Source organism: Agrobacterium sp. (assembly GCF_032092815.1).
In the GTDB taxonomy this organism is placed as follows: Bacteria; Pseudomonadota; Alphaproteobacteria; order Rhizobiales; family Rhizobiaceae; genus Agrobacterium.
This window is the reverse complement of the sequence record NZ_DAMDBP010000012.1, coordinates 55,912-71,916: the sequence shown is the minus strand read 5'-3', so window position 1 is coordinate 71,916 and position 16,005 is coordinate 55,912. Positions and strand designations below refer to the sequence as shown.

The 16,005-nt window shown below is 54.6% G+C and carries 15 protein-coding genes and 1 pseudogene; 9 read left to right on the top strand and 7 right to left on the bottom strand.

The annotated features are described in order from the left end of the window. The 9 genes and pseudogenes from RT613_RS09535 to RT613_RS09495 form a co-directional block, all read left to right on the top strand. Positions 1-459, top strand: a pseudogene (locus RT613_RS09535) (TetR/AcrR family transcriptional regulator); the annotation flags it as partial. Between the two features lie 240 nt (positions 460-699). Beyond that, on the top strand, positions 700-1,842 hold the full coding sequence (locus tag RT613_RS09530; protein WP_313614851.1) for a Gfo/Idh/MocA family oxidoreductase: 1,143 nt from the start codon (positions 700-702) through the stop codon (positions 1,840-1,842). An 11-nt stretch (positions 1,843-1,853) separates the two neighbouring features. Then, positions 1,854-3,017 carry a dihydrodipicolinate synthase family protein gene (locus RT613_RS09525; protein WP_313614850.1) on the top strand — a complete coding sequence of 388 codons (1,164 nt, stop codon included), beginning with the start codon at positions 1,854-1,856 and terminating at the stop codon, positions 3,015-3,017. 1 nt (position 3,018) lies between these two features. Next, positions 3,019-4,464 carry an enolase C-terminal domain-like protein gene (locus tag RT613_RS09520; protein WP_313614849.1) on the top strand — a complete coding sequence of 482 codons (1,446 nt, stop codon included), beginning with the start codon at positions 3,019-3,021 and terminating at the stop codon, positions 4,462-4,464. Continuing rightward, the gene (locus tag RT613_RS09515) at positions 4,461-5,282 is read left to right on the top strand and encodes a sugar phosphate isomerase/epimerase family protein (protein ID WP_313614848.1); all 822 of its coding nucleotides are present in this window, start codon (positions 4,461-4,463) and stop codon (positions 5,280-5,282) included. The genes RT613_RS09520 and RT613_RS09515 overlap by 4 nt, the downstream gene beginning before the upstream one ends. Positions 5,283-5,304: 22 nt before the next feature. Further along, the gene (locus tag RT613_RS09510; RefSeq protein ID WP_313614846.1) at positions 5,305-6,537 is read left to right on the top strand and encodes a Gfo/Idh/MocA family oxidoreductase; all 1,233 of its coding nucleotides are present in this window, start codon (positions 5,305-5,307) and stop codon (positions 6,535-6,537) included. A 63-nt stretch (positions 6,538-6,600) separates the two neighbouring features. Further along, the gene (locus tag RT613_RS09505; RefSeq protein WP_313614844.1) at positions 6,601-7,419 is read left to right on the top strand and encodes an N-formylglutamate amidohydrolase; all 819 of its coding nucleotides are present in this window, start codon (positions 6,601-6,603) and stop codon (positions 7,417-7,419) included. Further along, positions 7,416-9,290, top strand: a complete 1,875-nt coding sequence (locus tag RT613_RS09500) for a flavohemoglobin expression-modulating QEGLA motif protein (protein ID WP_313614843.1) — start codon at positions 7,416-7,418, stop codon at positions 9,288-9,290. Before RT613_RS09505 ends, RT613_RS09500 begins: the two co-directional genes overlap by 4 nt. 9 nt (positions 9,291-9,299) lie before the next feature. Beyond that, the gene (locus RT613_RS09495) at positions 9,300-10,346 is read left to right on the top strand and encodes a glutathione synthetase (RefSeq protein WP_313614842.1); all 1,047 of its coding nucleotides are present in this window, start codon (positions 9,300-9,302) and stop codon (positions 10,344-10,346) included. A gap of 214 nt (positions 10,347-10,560) precedes the next feature. Here RT613_RS09495 and RT613_RS09490 read toward each other — a convergent pair whose 3' ends face one another. The 7 genes from RT613_RS09490 to RT613_RS09460 all read right to left on the bottom strand — a co-directional run. Continuing rightward, positions 10,561-11,319, bottom strand: a complete 759-nt coding sequence (locus RT613_RS09490) for an ABC transporter ATP-binding protein (protein WP_313614840.1) — start codon at positions 11,317-11,319, stop codon at positions 10,561-10,563. Then, the gene (locus tag RT613_RS09485; RefSeq protein WP_313614838.1) at positions 11,319-12,155 is read right to left on the bottom strand and encodes an ABC transporter ATP-binding protein; all 837 of its coding nucleotides are present in this window, start codon (positions 12,153-12,155) and stop codon (positions 11,319-11,321) included. Before RT613_RS09485 ends, RT613_RS09490 begins: the two co-directional genes overlap by 1 nt. A gap of 4 nt (positions 12,156-12,159) precedes the next feature. Continuing rightward, entirely contained in the window at positions 12,160-13,047 is an 888-nt protein-coding gene (locus tag RT613_RS09480; RefSeq protein ID WP_313614836.1) for an ABC transporter permease, read from the bottom strand. Beyond that, entirely contained in the window at positions 13,047-14,069 is a 1,023-nt protein-coding gene (locus RT613_RS09475; RefSeq protein WP_313614834.1) for an ABC transporter permease, read from the bottom strand. The genes RT613_RS09480 and RT613_RS09475 overlap by 1 nt, the downstream gene beginning before the upstream one ends. Before the next feature lie 109 nt (positions 14,070-14,178). Continuing rightward, positions 14,179-14,532 (bottom strand): cupin domain-containing protein, encoded by a 354-nt coding sequence (locus RT613_RS09470; protein WP_409558796.1) that lies wholly within the window; start codon positions 14,530-14,532, stop codon positions 14,179-14,181. A 30-nt stretch (positions 14,533-14,562) separates the two neighbouring features. Then, entirely contained in the window at positions 14,563-15,318 is a 756-nt protein-coding gene (locus RT613_RS09465; RefSeq protein WP_313614833.1) for a FadR/GntR family transcriptional regulator, read from the bottom strand. A 183-nt stretch (positions 15,319-15,501) separates the two neighbouring features. Beyond that, on the bottom strand, positions 15,502-16,005 hold a 504-nt coding region (locus tag RT613_RS09460; protein ID WP_409558795.1), incomplete at its 5' end, for an alpha/beta fold hydrolase.

Here is a 16,005-nt window from a genome sequence, read left to right as displayed (position 1 = left end):
GCGCTTTACCTTGCCGTACTGGAAGATGCCTATCATCACATTCGCCACGCAGAACACCGTCTGGATCTGACCCACAAGGCGCCGTCTGCGGGTTTAAAGGAACTTGCGCTTTTCACCTGGCACTATTTCCTGGATCACCCTGAATTCCTAAGCATTCTCGCCACCGAAAACCTCAACCAGGCCCGCTATCTCAGGCAATCCACGCGCATCACTGAAATGCACTCCAACTTCATTTCCGAGCTCGCCAGCGTGTTGAAACGCGGTGCTGAAAGCGGCGAATTCCGTGCAGATGTTGACCCGGTCGATGTCTACCTGACCATCGCCTCACTCGGCTTCTTCTACCTGTCCAATCGCTTTACGTTATCGACAATTTTCCAGCGCGATCTGGCCGCACCAACCGAACTGGACCGTTGGGGCCAGCACATTGTCGATACGGTTTTTGCCAGCATAAAGCCATAACCGGGCCAACCGACCAAATTTGCCAATAGCAACCGATTGTGCATTGCCGAGACGCAGATGCGCACCCGCATTGCAGCATTGCGGCCGCAATCAACTGCACAGCAAAAGCCCATCTGCATTTTTCAAAAACATCTTGACAGAACAGGCCTTTCAATTTCACAAATAACCAAATGGTTACAAATTGCCATTGTATGAGGACATGCCACCTTTTGGGAGAAGGTGGCTATGGGAGGAAATAACATGAAACGTATCGGCGTCATCATGCATGGCATCACCGGCCGCATGGGTTACAACCAGCATCTCGTGCGCTCTGTTCTTGCCATTCGTGATCAGGGTGGCGTTACGCTCAAAAGTGGTGAAAAGGTCATGCTCGACCCGATCCTTGTTGGGCGAAACGGCGAAAAGATCGAAGCGATCGCCAAAAAACATGGCATTGCCCGCTGGACGACCGATATTGATTCTGCGCTCGCCAACCCTGACGATACGCTGTTTTTCGATGCCGGCACCACACAGATGCGTGGCAGCCTGCTGACGAAAGCCATCAAGGCTGGCAAGAATGTCTATTGCGAAAAGCCGATTTCTGACAACATGGAAGAAGCCATTGCAGTTGCGCGCCTCGCTGAAAGCTCAGGCATCAAACATGGCGTTGTACAGGACAAGCTGTTCCTGCCGGGCCTGCGCAAACTGGCCATGCTGCGTGACAGCGGCTTTTTCGGCAAAATTCTCTCGGTCCGCGGCGAGTTCGGTTATTGGGTGTTTGAAGGTGACTGGCAGCCGGCCCAACGCCCTTCATGGAACTACCGACTGGCAGATGGCGGCGGCATCATTCTCGATATGCTATGCCACTGGCGTTATGTGCTGGATAACCTGTTTGGTGAGGTCAAGGCAGTAAGCTGCCTCGGCGCTACCCATATTCCACAGCGTTTTGATGAACAGGGTCGCCCTTACGTTGCTGATGCAGATGATGCGGCTTACGCCACGTTTGAACTCGAAGGCGGTATTATCGCGCACATCAATTCGTCTTGGGCGGTTCGCGTTCGTCGCGACGACCTCGTGACCTTTCAGGTGGATGGCACCCATGGCTCTGCCGTGGCCGGCCTGACCAAATGCTGGACACAACATCGCACCAACACACCCAAACCAGTCTGGAACCCAGATCAGCCGCAGACAATCGACTTCTACAAGACATGGCAGGAGGTGCCCGACAACATCGTGTACGACAACGGTTTCAAGGCGCAGTGGGAGATGTTTATCCGCCATCTCGTTGACAATGATCCATGGCCCTACGGCCTTATCGAAGGTGTCAAGGGCGTACAGCTGGCGGAACTTGGTCTGCAATCCTGGAAGGAACGCCGTTGGCTCGATGTTCCTGCCATTTCCTGAGGGAGGCAGACATGACCGAACTCAAGCTGCCCAGAGATGATCGCTCGATTGAACTTTACACGCTAAGCGGCACACCGATCGCGCTCGAAAAACGCAGTGCTGGCGATTTCAACCGCGTGGCTTTCGCCGCCGCCCACATTGTGGCGGATCCGTTTGCTGATAATGACCCCTGGCTGACACCGGCCATCGACTGGGAGCGGACCTTGCACTTTCGCCACCGGCTTTGGGACCTTGGACTTGGCGTGGCAGAAGCTATGGATACCGCGCAACGTGGCATGGGGCTCGCCTGGTCACAGGCGCAGGAACTGATTTCCCGCTCATTGAAGGAAGCAGCAAGCCGTAAGGATGCATTGATCGCCTGCGGCGTCGGGACGGATCATCTGATCGGCACCGATTACAGCCTCGACGAGATTGTCGACGCCTACCTCGAACAGTTGGATTTCGTGCAAGGCGAAGGTGGGCAGGTGATCCTGATGGCAAGCCGCGCATTGGCGGCTGCGGCGAAATCACCGGATGATTATCTGGAAACCTACGCGCGCGTTCTTGCTCACGCCAATGAGAAGGTCATCATCCACTGGTTGGGTGAAATGTTTGACCCGGCACTCGAAGGATATTGGGGTTCGGGCGATCATATGGCAGCAATGGACACCTGCCTTGCCATGATCAGCGCCAACGCCGACAAGATCGACGGCATCAAGATTTCTCTTCTATCCAAGGAAAAAGAGATCGTAATGCGTCGCCGACTACCAACTGGCGTTCGCATGTATACCGGTGATGATTTCAACTACGCAGAACTGATTGCCGGTGACGAACAAGGGCATTCCGACGCATTGCTAGGTATCTTCGATGCCATCGCCCCTGCCGCATCGAAGGCACTGGCCAGCCTGAAACGTGGCGCCAACAATGAGTTCTTCGACATTCTCGAACCAACCGTCGCCCTGTCGCGCCACATCTTCAAGGCCCCTACCCGTTTTTATAAAACAGGTGTTGTTTTCCTTGCCTATCTCAACGGCCTACAAAACCATTTCACCATGATTGGCGGACAAGAAAGCACACGTTCGACGCAACATTTTGCAGAACTCTTCCGACTGGCAGACAAGGCCAATGTGCTTGCCGACCCGGATGAGGCAAGCCACCGCATGAAGGCATTTCTTGCTGTGCGAGGTGTCCATTGAGATGTCTGATACACCTGTCTTGAAAATAAAAGACGCCGTCATTTTTGAACGGCAACTTGGCATGCGCATGCCCTTTCGCTTCGGTGCGGCGACTGTAACTGATGCAAAACAAGCCTTCATTGCCCTGACGATTGAAGACAGCCAGGGGCATATTGCACAAGGTCATGCTGCCGAACTGATGGTGCCCAAATGGTTTGACAAGAACCCCAGCCTTGGCAATGCAGACAATGAAGACCAGCTTCGGCGATCCCTGCATATGGCTGTCGCCCTTGCCAAGACGGTTTCACCGGCCACCGCATTTCAGCTGCATGCGGCCATAGAGCAGCAGCACCACGTTGAAGCATCAAAACACGGCTTGAACGGCCTGATTGCATCTTTTGGTCTGGCCCTTGTGGACCGCGCCATTCTCGATGCCCTCTGCCGCCTGCATGATATGCCGGTGGCTGAAGCAATTTGCGTGAACCTACCCGGCATTGATGCCTCCACCACAGCTGATCTTGCGGCATTTGATATCAGTCGTTTTCTGGAAACCCTCAAACCACAAAAAAGTCTCTACCTCCGCCACACCGTCGGTTATCTGGATGCATTGCGGCCAGATGACATCAAGAGCGCACGTCTGAATGACGGTCTACCTGAGTGTTTACAGGAGGAAATCGAGACATATGGCATACGCTATTTCAAACTGAAGGTTTCCGGCCGGCCACAAGAGGATGCCGAACGCCTGAAAGCGATCGCAGCCGTTCTTGACACCATACCCGATTACCGCGCGACGCTGGATGGCAACGAACAATTTGCTGACGAGGACAGCGTTCTAGACCTCATGGCGCGCATAGAGGCCGAGCCGTCTCTGGCGCGACTTAGACAATCATTGTTGTTCGTCGAACAGCCAATTGCCCGCCAGAACGCCTTTGATCAATCCGTATCACGACTGGCAGACAAGGTGCCGGTCGAAATCGATGAATCAGATGGCACGCCGGACGCCTTTCTGCTGGCAAAAGAACAGGGATATCGCGGCATTTCCTCCAAGTCCTGCAAGGGGTTTTACCGGTCGTTGCTCAATGCCATGCGCATTGCCGATTGGAATAGCACCGCGGACAACGGCTACTTCATGTCTGCTGAAGACCTGACCTCGCAGGCCGGCATCGCCGTTCAACAGGATCTGGCGCTTGCTGCCTTGCTTGGCCTCGGCCACATCGAAAGAAACGGCCATCATTACGTCAATGGCATGGCAGGTGCAGATGCCAGCGAAAACCGCGCTTGGCTGCAGGCACACTCCGATCTCTACCATGATGGTGGAGACGGTCGCTTGAAGCTGACGGTCGCCGACGGTCAACTTGCCCTGCATTCGGTGCTTGGTGCACCGGGGCTCGGAGTAGAGACTACGGCCGCACAGGCTACCTTCCATGCCCTGCACACATCATCGTCAGATCAGGAGACAACCTCATGAGCCTTGAAGGTCTTTCGATCAATTTCGCAACCATCAAACAGGGTGGTTCATTCGGCGCATTGGTTGATGCCTGCCTTGCCCACGGCATCACATGCATATCTCCCTGGCGCGATCAGGTTCACGGCGTTGGCCTGAAAGAAGCAACAACCATTGTCGAGCAAAATGGCATAAGGCTCAGCGGTCATTGCCGCGGCGGTTTCTTTCCTGCCCCGGATGAAGAGGGAAGACGCAAGGCATTGGACGACAACCGCCGCGCGGTTGATGAAGCCGCCGCCATGAAAGCGGATTGCCTGGTCATGGTGGTTGGCGGGTTGCCACAGGGCTCTCGCGACATTCAAGGCGCAAGACAAATGGTTGAGGATGGCATGGCAGCACTTTTGCCTTATGCCCGTTCGGCTGGGGTGCCTTTGGCAATCGAACCGCTTCACCCATTCTATGCAGCAGACCGCGCCTGTTTCAACACACTGAAACAATCTCTCGATCTGTGCGACCGGCTTGGAGACGGCACTGGCGTGGCCATTGATGTCTACCACGTGTGGTGGGATCCCGAGCTGCAGGAGCAGGTGGCACGTGCCGGTCGCAATGGTCAAATTCTGGCGCATCATATCTGCGATTGGTTGGTGCCAACCACCGACCCGCTTAATGACCGCGGCATGATGGGCGATGGTGTCATCGACCTGAAAGGCTTCCGGCGCATGATCGAGGCTGCCGGTTTTCATGGTCCCCAGGAAGTGGAGATATTTTCAAATCGCTGGCTTGCCATACCGGTGGATGAGGTCCTGGCAACCATTGTTGAACGTTACCAAACTGTCTGCTGAATTGCATTGAAAGGAACGAGGAATGGCACAGGCATTCAAGCGTAAACGTTACGTCCTTGTCGGCACAGGCAATAGAGGCACGACCATGTGGGGCCATGATCTCTTGGCCGGATGGAGCGATTATGTCGATCTCGTCGGCATTTGTGATCTCAATCTGATGCGAGCCGAACGCGCGCGCGACATTATCGGCTCAAACGCACCGCTCTATGGCAATTTCGACAGCATGATGGCCGAGTTGAAGCCTGACCTCGTCATTGTGTGCACACCCGATGACACACACGATGACATCATCATACGCGCATTGGAGGCGGGTGCTGATGTCATCAGCGAAAAGCCGATGACGACCACCCCGGAAAAAATTGATCGTATCCGTGATACTGAACGCCGTACCGGCCGTCGTGTTGATGTATCCTTCAATTATCGCTTTTCGCCCACAGCCGCACGGATCAAGGAACTGATCGATGACGGTGCGATAGGCACCGTTACGTCAGTCGACTTCCACTGGTATCTCGACAATCAACACGGTGCTGATTATTTCCGACGGTGGCATGCTTTTACCGAAAGGTCCGGTAGCCTGTTCGTTCACAAGGCAACCCATCATTTTGATCTCCTGAACTGGTATCTCGACTCGGACCCGGTCGAAGTCAAAGGGTTCGGCCAGTTACTGCATTATGGCAAAAACGGCCCGTTCCGCGGAGAACGATGTCGCACCTGCACGCACAAAACCGAGTGCGATTATTACCTCGATCTTGGTGCGGACCCGTTTTTGGACACACTGTACGAAGACCCATCACAGATCGACGGATATTTCCGTGATGCCTGCGTCTACCGAGAGAATATCGACATTCCCGATACAATGACCGCTTCCATAAAATACGCCAGCGGTGTTCAGGTATCTTACTCCTTAAACACCTACATGCCGATCGAAGGGCATCATATTGCTTTCAACGGCCACAAAGGCCGCATTGAAATGCGCCAGTATGAAAAACAACCGTGGAGCGAACCACCAGCCGATGAAATTCTGCTGGTCAAAAGTTTTGGCGGCGGTGTAGAGCGCATTTGGGTGCCACACGAAGCGGGTGGACATTATGGCGGTGACAACCGCATGCGCGACATGATCTTCAAACCAGGTTCCAATGACCGTTTGCGCCAGCGCGCAGGCTCGCGTGCAGGTGCAATGTCGGTTCTATGTGGCATTGCAGCCCTTGAAAGTGCGACAAAGGGTGGTTCCGTCATGGTGAAACAGCTTACCTAACGGAACAAACAGGCACGGCAGATCATTTCCCAGTCCTAAGCATAGCCAAGGATTGGGGACGGAATGAACAAAAACACGGGCTTCAACGACGCGACAACGGGCAAACTCTGGACGCTTGATTTTGCAGACAGCCCCGTCCTTGCGACCGCCATCCATGACGGCCATTCTGTTCGTCCAGACATGCTTGATCTTATGGCGCTTTCCCCAAACCAAAGGTTGCGTGAGGAAGATCCATTCACTGGCGACATGATCCGCGACGTACCTAACCGGATCATTGTCCATCGCTCGCGGTTTGAGACCGATCTAAATCGCGCGAAACCGGATGCCGTCTACAGCAGGCCCGAACAATCCTGGGGCCTTGAGGTCTGGAAAAGGCCACTGTCCACCGACGAGGTGGACGAGTCCCTCTCATTCCACGACGATTATTACGCGATGCTCGAGGCCGTTCTCACCCGAATGGGCAAGCGTCACGGGCAGTTCGTTGTTCTGGATATTCACAGTTACAACCATCGCCGTGGCGGGGCAGATTCATCCCCGACCCCGCAAGCTGAAGCGCCCGACATTAATATTGGCACATGGTCGATGGATACGCAGCGCTGGAGTAACATTATTACGGCTCTCGGACAACTTTTTGCTTCTCGCAGGATAAAGGGGCGACTGCTTGATGTGCGTGAAAATGTTGCCTTTCAGGGCAAGGGTGAACAAACCCGCTTCATCCACGAGCGTTTTCCGCTGACCGGCTGCGCAGTAGCCGTCGAATTCAAGAAAATATTCATGGACGAGTGGACCGGTGAACCCGACCGCGAGATAATCAGCGAACTGCGCGAACTGGTCTCTGCGGCCAACAAGATGCTTGAAACATTGTTGCGGGACGCACGATGAGTGTTGTTTCTCTGACCAGCGCAATGGATCAGCATGATCTACTCGAAGATATAAGGAGCTGTCTGAAAGCAGGAAAACCCTTACGCCGCGACATTGGCAAGACAGGACGGTTGCACATCGACCGCCCATTACCATTTTTGTGTGTCCATATTGCCGGCGGCACCCAGGATCTCGCTGCGCGTGATATCGTTTCGGCCAATGCCTCGTACCTGATCGCCAACACGCTTGTAGAGGTAGCCCCGCTCATCAATGCTGTCGGCGACGTCATGCAAAAGACATTTGGCGCTTTCATGATTCTGGATGTCGGCGAGATGGAACATGACATCCTTCTTGCAGATGACTCACCTTATCTGCCGCATTTCGACGTCTGCGTTTCGGCCAGCGATCAACCGGAAATGCATGACACAATGGAAGCGTTTATCAAGGGCGTCTGCGATGCGGAGGTGCTGTTTCGCACCCCTCGCATCACCGCGCCGCGACCGGAAGACGATCCCCAGATCAAACTGCACAAGGCAGGCATCCATTTCCCCTGTATGAATGTTCGCTACGCGCCGATTTATCATCAACCAGAATCCGGTGCAGTGTATCCGGATCTGCGCGAGAGGCTGATTGCCAATATGTCCGACGCCGGATTGCAGGCATTGGCAGTTTATGCCAGCCGCACCGGTGCGCTAGAAACCGCAACACACCGCGCCCTTGGCCGAAAAGCATTTGTCGACGCTGTTCGCCGTGCAGACCGTGCCATCGATGACATCGCGTCGACATTCGATTTCCTGTTGGCGGTTACGCCGATCAACGCAGGACAGGCCTTCAAGGACTTCGAAAAAAGCGGCTATGCGAAAGAACCTCATTTTCTATATCGCCCGCTCGCGGTCGATGTGGAGGCGCAAAAGCGCAAGCTTTATTCCATCGCCTTTGAACATCTGGAAGACCCGGTTCTGTACAGGCTTTACCGTGAAAAGCAGCAGGAAACCGACCTGCAACTGACGATGCTACAGGCACTGAACACACATCGTTTTACGGATTTCAGCCGGGCGCTCTACGGTCCGGTAGAAGACAGTCTCTACGCGCTTGCGGAAGATGTACTCGCCAACTGTACGCCCGCAGACGGCACGGACGAAGTGGCGATGGCAGACTGCTACGAGGTGGCTAAAAACGCCCGCACGATGATAGAGGCCTATCAGGACGTCTCCCCCGACTTTTCCTCACGGGTTGATATCCGCGACGATCTGCCGCCCGGCATGATGGTAACCGGAAGCAAACTGCTGGTCTCACGCAGCACCGTAATGGAACGACGCCGTATTCATGCGCTGTTGTCTCATGAGATCGGTGTCCACCTTCTCACCTATTTCAATGGGTCTGCGCAGGGCTTGCGGCTGTTTCGCACCGGTCTGTCAGGCTATGAGGGTGTTCAGGAAGGACTGGCCGTGCTGGCGGAGTATCTCGCGGGCGGCATGACCCGGGAACGCTTACGGCTGATTGCAGCCCGCGTTTTGGCCTGCGCTGCAATGCTTGATGGCGCCTCATTTAGCGAAACATTTCATCTGATGACCAAAAATCATGGTTTGAGTGCTGCAAGTGCATTCAACCTCACACTGCGGGTGTATCGCGGCGGTGGGCTCAGCAAAGATGCCATCTATTTGCGCGGCCTTGCCCAGATTGTTGCCCATTTGCGCAACGGCGGCTCTTTAGATCCGTTCTGGATGGGCAAAATCGCTGCGGCTCATTTTCCTGTCATGCAGGAACTTGCCCAGCGTGGTCTGCTGCGTTCACCAGACATTTTTCCGGCTTTTCTTGCAGACGACAGCGCCCAAAAGCGGCTGGACGACATTCGCAATGGACTGCCGATTTCCGACATGGCAAATCTTTAGGAGGGACATATGCGTATTGCCTTTTTCGTAAATTCAATCGAGTCCGAAGGTCCGCAATTTGCAACCGCACTTTTGGCCATGGCCGCACTCAATCGCGGCCATGAGGTCGTCTATATCTGCCCCGGCGATTTCAGCCTGCGTGATGATGACAGTCTGGTCGTACATGCAACAGTGCTGCCACAGGCCAAATACAAAAAAACAGAAACCTTCCATGCCGCCCTGCAGGACAAGACACGCGAGGTAAAGACCTTCGATGTGAGCGAAATCGACGCTTTGATGTTGCGCAATGACCCTTCGCTCGACCTGACATCCCGCCCGTGGGCCGTCCATGCCGGCGTCCTGTTCGGACGGTTGGCGACAGAACGCGGTGTTGTGGTGCTCAATGATCCGGAAGGTTTGGCGAAAGCTCAAAACAAGCTCTATTTCCAGGGCTTTCCGGAAATCGTGCGTCCCACCACGCTCATTACCCGCAATACTGATGAACTCCGAGCCTTTGTAGAGCAACACCCCAAAGGCGTGATCGTAAAACCCTTACAGGGATCAGGCGGCAAGAATGTCTTCAAGATCAGCTCCAACAAGGAAGCCAATCTCAACCAGATCTTCGAAGCGGTTAGCGTCGAAGGTTATCTGATTGCACAGGCCTATCTGCCAGCGGCAACCGAAGGTGATATCCGGTTTTTCATGATGAACGGCAAACCGCTGGTGCACAACGGCGCGCATGCTGCTCTCAGACGGGTGCCAGCAAAGGGTGATCTACGTTCGAATATTCATGCCAAGGGTACCGCCGAAGCCGTCAAGATCAACGATGAAGTATTGGCGCTTGCCGAAAGCGTGCGCCCCAAACTGGTTGAAGACGGCATGTTCCTTGTGGGCCTCGACATTGTTGGAGACAAGATATTGGAAGTGAATGTCTTTTCGCCGGGGGGCTTGTCGAACATCAAGGATTTGACCGGAGTGGACTTCAGCGACACCATCATTGAAGCCGTTGAGCAGAAAGTGACGATGCAAAAGGCCGCCAGCAAACCGATCTGCAACCGTATTCTTGCAGCTATCTAAAGCACTCAATGAAAAAATGCCCGGCAAACATGCCGGGCAAGTGGGGAGGAGATTTGGGGGCTACCCCCGGGGAAACGAGCCGCAATGGAGGCGCGGCCCGAATGAGAAATCCTCTAGAACGCTTTTCATCCTAACCGTTTTTGCGGCGAAGATTATGCTGTGTTTACGATATCAACTCGTTCTTTATGCGTTTTGCAAAGCGCCAGGCACTTCACTATGCGCCTTCATATTCGAGCGAGGCACCGATGAGTTCACGTGCGTAGCTGTGGGTTGCCTGATTTCCGGCGATGGCTTCACGTGGCAGGATTTCAGTGATCTCGCCTCTGAGCATCACGGCAAAGCGGTCGCACATATGGTCAACCACGGCCAGATCATGGGTGACCATGATGTAGGTAAAGCCACGCTCTTCGCGAAGACGCTGCAACAGGTTGAGAATTTCCGCCTGAACAGACACATCCAGTGCCGAGGTCGGCTCATCCAATAGCAGCAGTGACGGCTCCAGGATCAGCGCGCGGGCGATTGCAACGCGCTGGCGCTGACCACCGGACAGCTGGTGCGGGAACCGATCCAGAAACGACACAGGCAGACCCACATCGGTGATGGCCTTGCGCATCCGTTCTTCCTTGTCGCCCAACTTGTGGATGACCAGCGGCTCATTCAACACGGTGCGCACCGACTGGCGTGGGTGCAGGGAACCATATGGATCCTGAAACACCATCTGCAGGGTACGGCAGCGCTCGATCAGGGGCATATCCCGAACGGATTTGCCGCCAATCAGCACCTCCCCCTTCCAGAAGTCGGTCAGCATGGAAACGCAACGCAGGACGGTGGATTTGCCCGAGCCGGATTCACCAACAAGGCCGAAACATTCACCGGGCTGAACGGAAAACGACACGCCCGGCAAAACCTTGACCGCGTTGGGTTCCGTGCCGAAGGAAATGGAGAGATCGCGGGGTTCAACAGAAACGGACATCAGACGGTTTCCTCCAGCCATTCAGGACGACGATCCAGCACCGCAAGCGGCGCGCGTGAACCACCGATGCGCGGCTGTGCCGCCAGCAGACCACGCGTGTAAGGATGTTGCGCATTATCGAGATCACGCGCATCAAGTGTTTCCACCACACGGCCGGCATACATGATGAGAACGCGGTCGCAGAAATTGCGCACCAGATTAAGATCGTGGCTGATCATGATCAGGCCGATGCCGCGATCGCGCACAAGACTGTCGAGAATATTGAGCACCTGCAAACGCACGGTCACATCAAGGGCCGAGGTTGGCTCATCGGCAATCACCAGATCAGGATCGGCCAGCAGCATCATGGCAATCATCACACGCTGGCCCATACCACCAGAAATCTCGTGCGGATACTGCTGGTAAACACGTTGCGGATCGCGGATTTTTACCGCCTCCAGCATGGCCAGCGCCTTGTCCTTGGCTTCCGACTTCGCGCATTTGAAATGTCGCAAATAGGTCTCGGCTACCTGATCACCGACCCGACGGATCGGGTTCAGCGAGAATTTTGGATCCTGCAGGATCATCGACATGCGCCGTCCGCGAACCTTGAGCATTTCCTTCTCGGAAAGCGACAGCAGGTCAACATCGTCAAAACGCAAGGTGTCAGCAGTGATCGTCGCACCGGGCAGCAGTCTCAGCAGTGCACGACCAACGGTCGATTTACCCGAGCCACTTTCCCCGACAATGCCGAGACGTTCGCGTCCAAGGGTAAAGGACACACCGCGCACGGCTTCCGTGGCGGAGCCACCATAACGAATGCGGAGATTTTTAACGTCGAGAATGGTCTTTTCCATCGTCTTATCTCCGATTCATCTGCTTCGGGTCGAGCGCATCGCGCAGACCGTCGCCCAACAGGTTGAAGGCAAGACTGACCGACAGGATGGCAATGCCTGGGAAAGTCACCAGCCACCAGCTATCCAGCATGTAGCGCCGTCCAGTCGCAATCATCGCACCCCATTCGGGCAATGGTGGCTGCGCACCGAGACCAAGAAAGCCAAGACCGGCAGCTGTCAGGATCACCGTTGCCATATTGAGTGTCAGACGAATGAGAACAGATGGCAGACACATCGGCATGATCGACTTGACGATGATGCGCATGGGCGACGCGCCCTGCAGACGTGCTGCTGCGATATAGTCAGCATTGCGAAAGGTCATGGCTTCAGCGCGTGCCAGACGGGCAATCGGCGGCCAGGAGGTCAAGGCAATGGCGATGATTGCGTTGTTGAGGCTTGGACCCAGCGCTGCAACAAAGGCCAGCGACAGGATGAGGCTTGGGAAGGACAGGAAGATATCGGTAATGCGCATCATCACCGTATCGAACTTGCCGCCGAGATAACCGGACGCCGTGCCGACAATCAGCCCAATCGGACCAACGATGATCGACACCAGGAAGATGATGGTGAGCGTGATGCGTGCCCCCCAGATCAGGCGGCTAAAAATGTCACGTCCCAACTCATCCGTACCGAACAGATGCCCATTGCCGGGTGCCTGCAGGGTGTTGACCAGATCCTGCGCATAGGGGTCATGCGTTGCAATGAACGGCGCAAAAACCGCCGCCAGAATAAGCAGGCCCAGCACGATCAGACCAAAGGTCGAGGTCGGGCTTTTTAGCAGAAAAACAAAGATGTTTTTGAGGGCATTCAACCAGGCGGGAAGACGCACTGTGCTTTGTGTTTGCGTGGTCATCAGCGTGTCCTCGGATCAAAGAAGCGGTAAAGAACGTCAGACAGAAGATTAAGTCCGATAAATATGACGCCCACGATCAGAACACAGGTCATGACCGCGTTCATATCGCCGATAATCAGGTTGCTGGTGAGGTACTGGCCAAAACCGGGCCATGCGAAAACCGTTTCAATCAGCACCGCACCTTCAAGCAATGAGCCGTAAGCCAGTGCAACGATTGTAACGAGCTGAACGCGGATGTTGCCAAAGGCATGCAGCCACACGGTCTGTCGGCTGGAAAGGCCTTTCACCCGCGCCGTGGTGACATATTCCTGGCCCAACTGATCCAGCATGAAGCTGCGGGTCATACGGGTGATATAGGCCGATGACGAATAACCGAGCAGGCTGGCTGGCAGGATCAGGTGGTTGACCGCCGACCAGAACACATCCATGTCGCCGGCAAGCAGACTGTCGATCAGCAGGAAACCTGTCCGCTCATCGACCAGACCAATATAGAACTGGTCCATACGACCACTGCCACCGACAAGACCGAGATGCGCGTAGAACACGATCAGCGCGATCATGCCGGTCCAGAAAATCGGCATTGAGTGACCGAACAGGCTGACGACACGCACCGCATGGTCCTGCCAGCGATCCTTGTTCACTGCCGCAAACACGCCAAGCGGCACACCAAGACCTGCACCGATGATGATGGCAAAGGTTGCCAGCTCGATCGTTGCCGGCATGACATGCAGGATATCCTGAATGACCGGCTGACCGGTGCGGATAGATGTACCAAAATTACCTGTCAGCACATCGCGCAGATAAAGGAAAAACTGCTCCCACACGGGACGATCCAGACCGAGCGACCGAAAAACCTGCTCATAGGTCTCGCGTGTCGCATCTTCACCCACAATCGCCCGCACGGGATCAGCTGGCATCATGCGACCGATGAAAAATGTGAGCATTAGCAAGCCGAGCAAGGTAACCGCGATGGTTCCAATCTGCTCGGCCCAACCATTAAATTGTATGCGACGTGATGACATGTTTCCTCCGTTTGTCAGCCGCTGGAAGCGTGTCTTAACAGGCTCCCGTCCTGTCTGACAAATTTTGAGCAACCTGTCACAGGTTTGCAAAGCTGTCAAGTTACATCGCTTACAGGAAATCATCCCGACGAGGCGTAAAGCAGTCAATCAGCTCGCCTTCTTCCAGGCATTCACAGCCGTGCTCGACATTTCCAGGAATGACAAGGCTGTCTCCAGCCTGCAATTCATGGGCTTCTCCACCCCGAAAGAATCGAAATTTCCCTTTGGAAACATAGGTAGATTGAACATGGGGGTGCTTGTGTAGCTTGCCTTCCGCACCAGTTTCGAAGCGGAAAGACACAACCATCAGCTCTGGAGCCTCGGAAAGAACCTGGCGAACAACGCCAGGATCTGGCGATACAGTGGGGAATTTTGCAAGAACCATATATGTCTCCTCGATGACATTGAACATGTCATCATACATATATCTCATCCTGTCTGACAATAAGCCATATTATGACTGGGTGATTTCTTCGCTATCCTTGGTTTTCGACCGAAGTAGCAGTTTGTAACGCTCAAGACTGCCGCGCAGATGGGCACGCATGCGCTCGCGCGCTAGGTCCGCATCCCCTTCAATGATTGCATCGACGATCAAGCCATGCTCTTCCTGGAGATGCAGGTTGTAGTCCTTAGGGCGCGAACCGGGTGCTGCCCCTTGCAGTTCGCCACGCGGGATAATACCGGACCGAATAAGCTGCAAAAACTCCGGAAAACGGCGGTTCTGCGTTGCCTCCGCGATAGCAAAGTGGAGATTGAAATCGGCATCACGGGTTGGCATACCCGTGGCGAGACATTCTCCGATCTTTCGATGCGCATCGAGAATCGCTTCAATTTGAGTCGCTGAACGACGTGATGCCGCCAAACCAGCCGACTCAACTTCAAAAACCGTACGCAGCTCCAGAAGTTCGATAACCGACGAAATCCGCTCGGTTGTCAGGTCTTTGAAGGGCTTGTCCTGTTCCTGTGGCAGTTCGAGGGCATAGATGCCAGCGCCTTTGCGCGCATGAACAAGCCCATCGGCCCGCAAAATGGCAACCGCCTCACGAACAACGGTTCGGCTGACAGAATATTCACGGCTGAGCGCACTTTCGCTGGGTAACCTGTCACCAGGACGGAAAACACCTTCCATCAGATCACGCCTCAATGCTGAACTGATTTTTGACGCCAGCGACTTGCCGTGCTCCACACCAGCTTTGCTTTCCACGTCCATTTCCGCCTCACCTGCACAAAATCTGTCTGGCATGTTAGCGGGTGGCGTGCCTATTGCAAGCAGATATAGTAATATCGGCTATTTTGCTGATCCGGCGGACTAAAAATGCAACATATCTGCTCTGATGATCGACCTGAAGGCGCGATCATTCCCGGCATCGGCAAAACGACATATCAACGCAGCCTAGCGACCGTCATTTGCGATGCGTTTTTCAACGACATCAACGGCCTTTGCCAGATCACGTTGTTTACCGGCAAGTTTTTCGATTGCTGCCACGACAAGATCACCAGCAATATAGTCCGGCTTGTGACCCAAGTTATGAACGACAAGCAATTGCGCATCTTTGATGGCATTGGCCAACTGTCGTGAATGTATCTCCGGCGAAACCACCCCGTCGGCATCCCCGGTAATGATGATCGTTTTGGCTTTGATGGTTGGATACCGTCGTGAGGCAACCTTTGCCCAATCATTCAACGACGCCACTTCCAACGCATTGTGGCGGAAAGCAAGCGGCCGCAAGGCCTGCAATGCATTGGTTTTTTTGATGTAATTTTCAGGCACGCGATTTGGCGCAAAAACCGATTTCGTCGCGCCAGCGATTGCCAATAATCCAGCAGGTGGCGCTATGAGTGTGCTGAAAAGCACGCCACTGACCGGCACACGGGCTGCATCATAATACCAGGACAC

Bases quoted from the DNA above. Each gene is read 5' to 3' on its own strand.
- RT613_RS09530 (WP_313614851.1), top strand. From the start codon at position 700: ATGAAACGTATCGGCGTCATCATGCATGGCATCACCGGCCGCATGGGT.
- RT613_RS09525 (WP_313614850.1), top strand. From the start codon at position 1,854: ATGACCGAACTCAAGCTGCCCAGAGATGATCGCTCGATTGAACTTTAC.
- RT613_RS09520 (WP_313614849.1), top strand. From the start codon at position 3,019: ATGTCTGATACACCTGTCTTGAAAATAAAAGACGCCGTCATTTTTGAA.
- RT613_RS09515 (WP_313614848.1), top strand. From the start codon at position 4,461: ATGAGCCTTGAAGGTCTTTCGATCAATTTCGCAACCATCAAACAGGGT.
- RT613_RS09510 (WP_313614846.1), top strand. From the start codon at position 5,305: ATGGCACAGGCATTCAAGCGTAAACGTTACGTCCTTGTCGGCACAGGC.
- RT613_RS09505 (WP_313614844.1), top strand. From the start codon at position 6,601: ATGAACAAAAACACGGGCTTCAACGACGCGACAACGGGCAAACTCTGG.
- RT613_RS09500 (WP_313614843.1), top strand. From the start codon at position 7,416: ATGAGTGTTGTTTCTCTGACCAGCGCAATGGATCAGCATGATCTACTC.
- RT613_RS09495 (WP_313614842.1), top strand. From the start codon at position 9,300: ATGCGTATTGCCTTTTTCGTAAATTCAATCGAGTCCGAAGGTCCGCAA.
- RT613_RS09490 (WP_313614840.1), bottom strand. From the start codon at position 11,319: ATGTCCGTTTCTGTTGAACCCCGCGATCTCTCCATTTCCTTCGGCACG.
- RT613_RS09485 (WP_313614838.1), bottom strand. From the start codon at position 12,155: ATGGAAAAGACCATTCTCGACGTTAAAAATCTCCGCATTCGTTATGGT.
- RT613_RS09480 (WP_313614836.1), bottom strand. From the start codon at position 13,047: ATGACCACGCAAACACAAAGCACAGTGCGTCTTCCCGCCTGGTTGAAT.
- RT613_RS09475 (WP_313614834.1), bottom strand. From the start codon at position 14,069: ATGTCATCACGTCGCATACAATTTAATGGTTGGGCCGAGCAGATTGGA.
- RT613_RS09470 (WP_409558796.1), bottom strand. From the start codon at position 14,532: ATGTATGATGACATGTTCAATGTCATCGAGGAGACATATATGGTTCTT.
- RT613_RS09465 (WP_313614833.1), bottom strand. From the start codon at position 15,318: ATGGACGTGGAAAGCAAAGCTGGTGTGGAGCACGGCAAGTCGCTGGCG.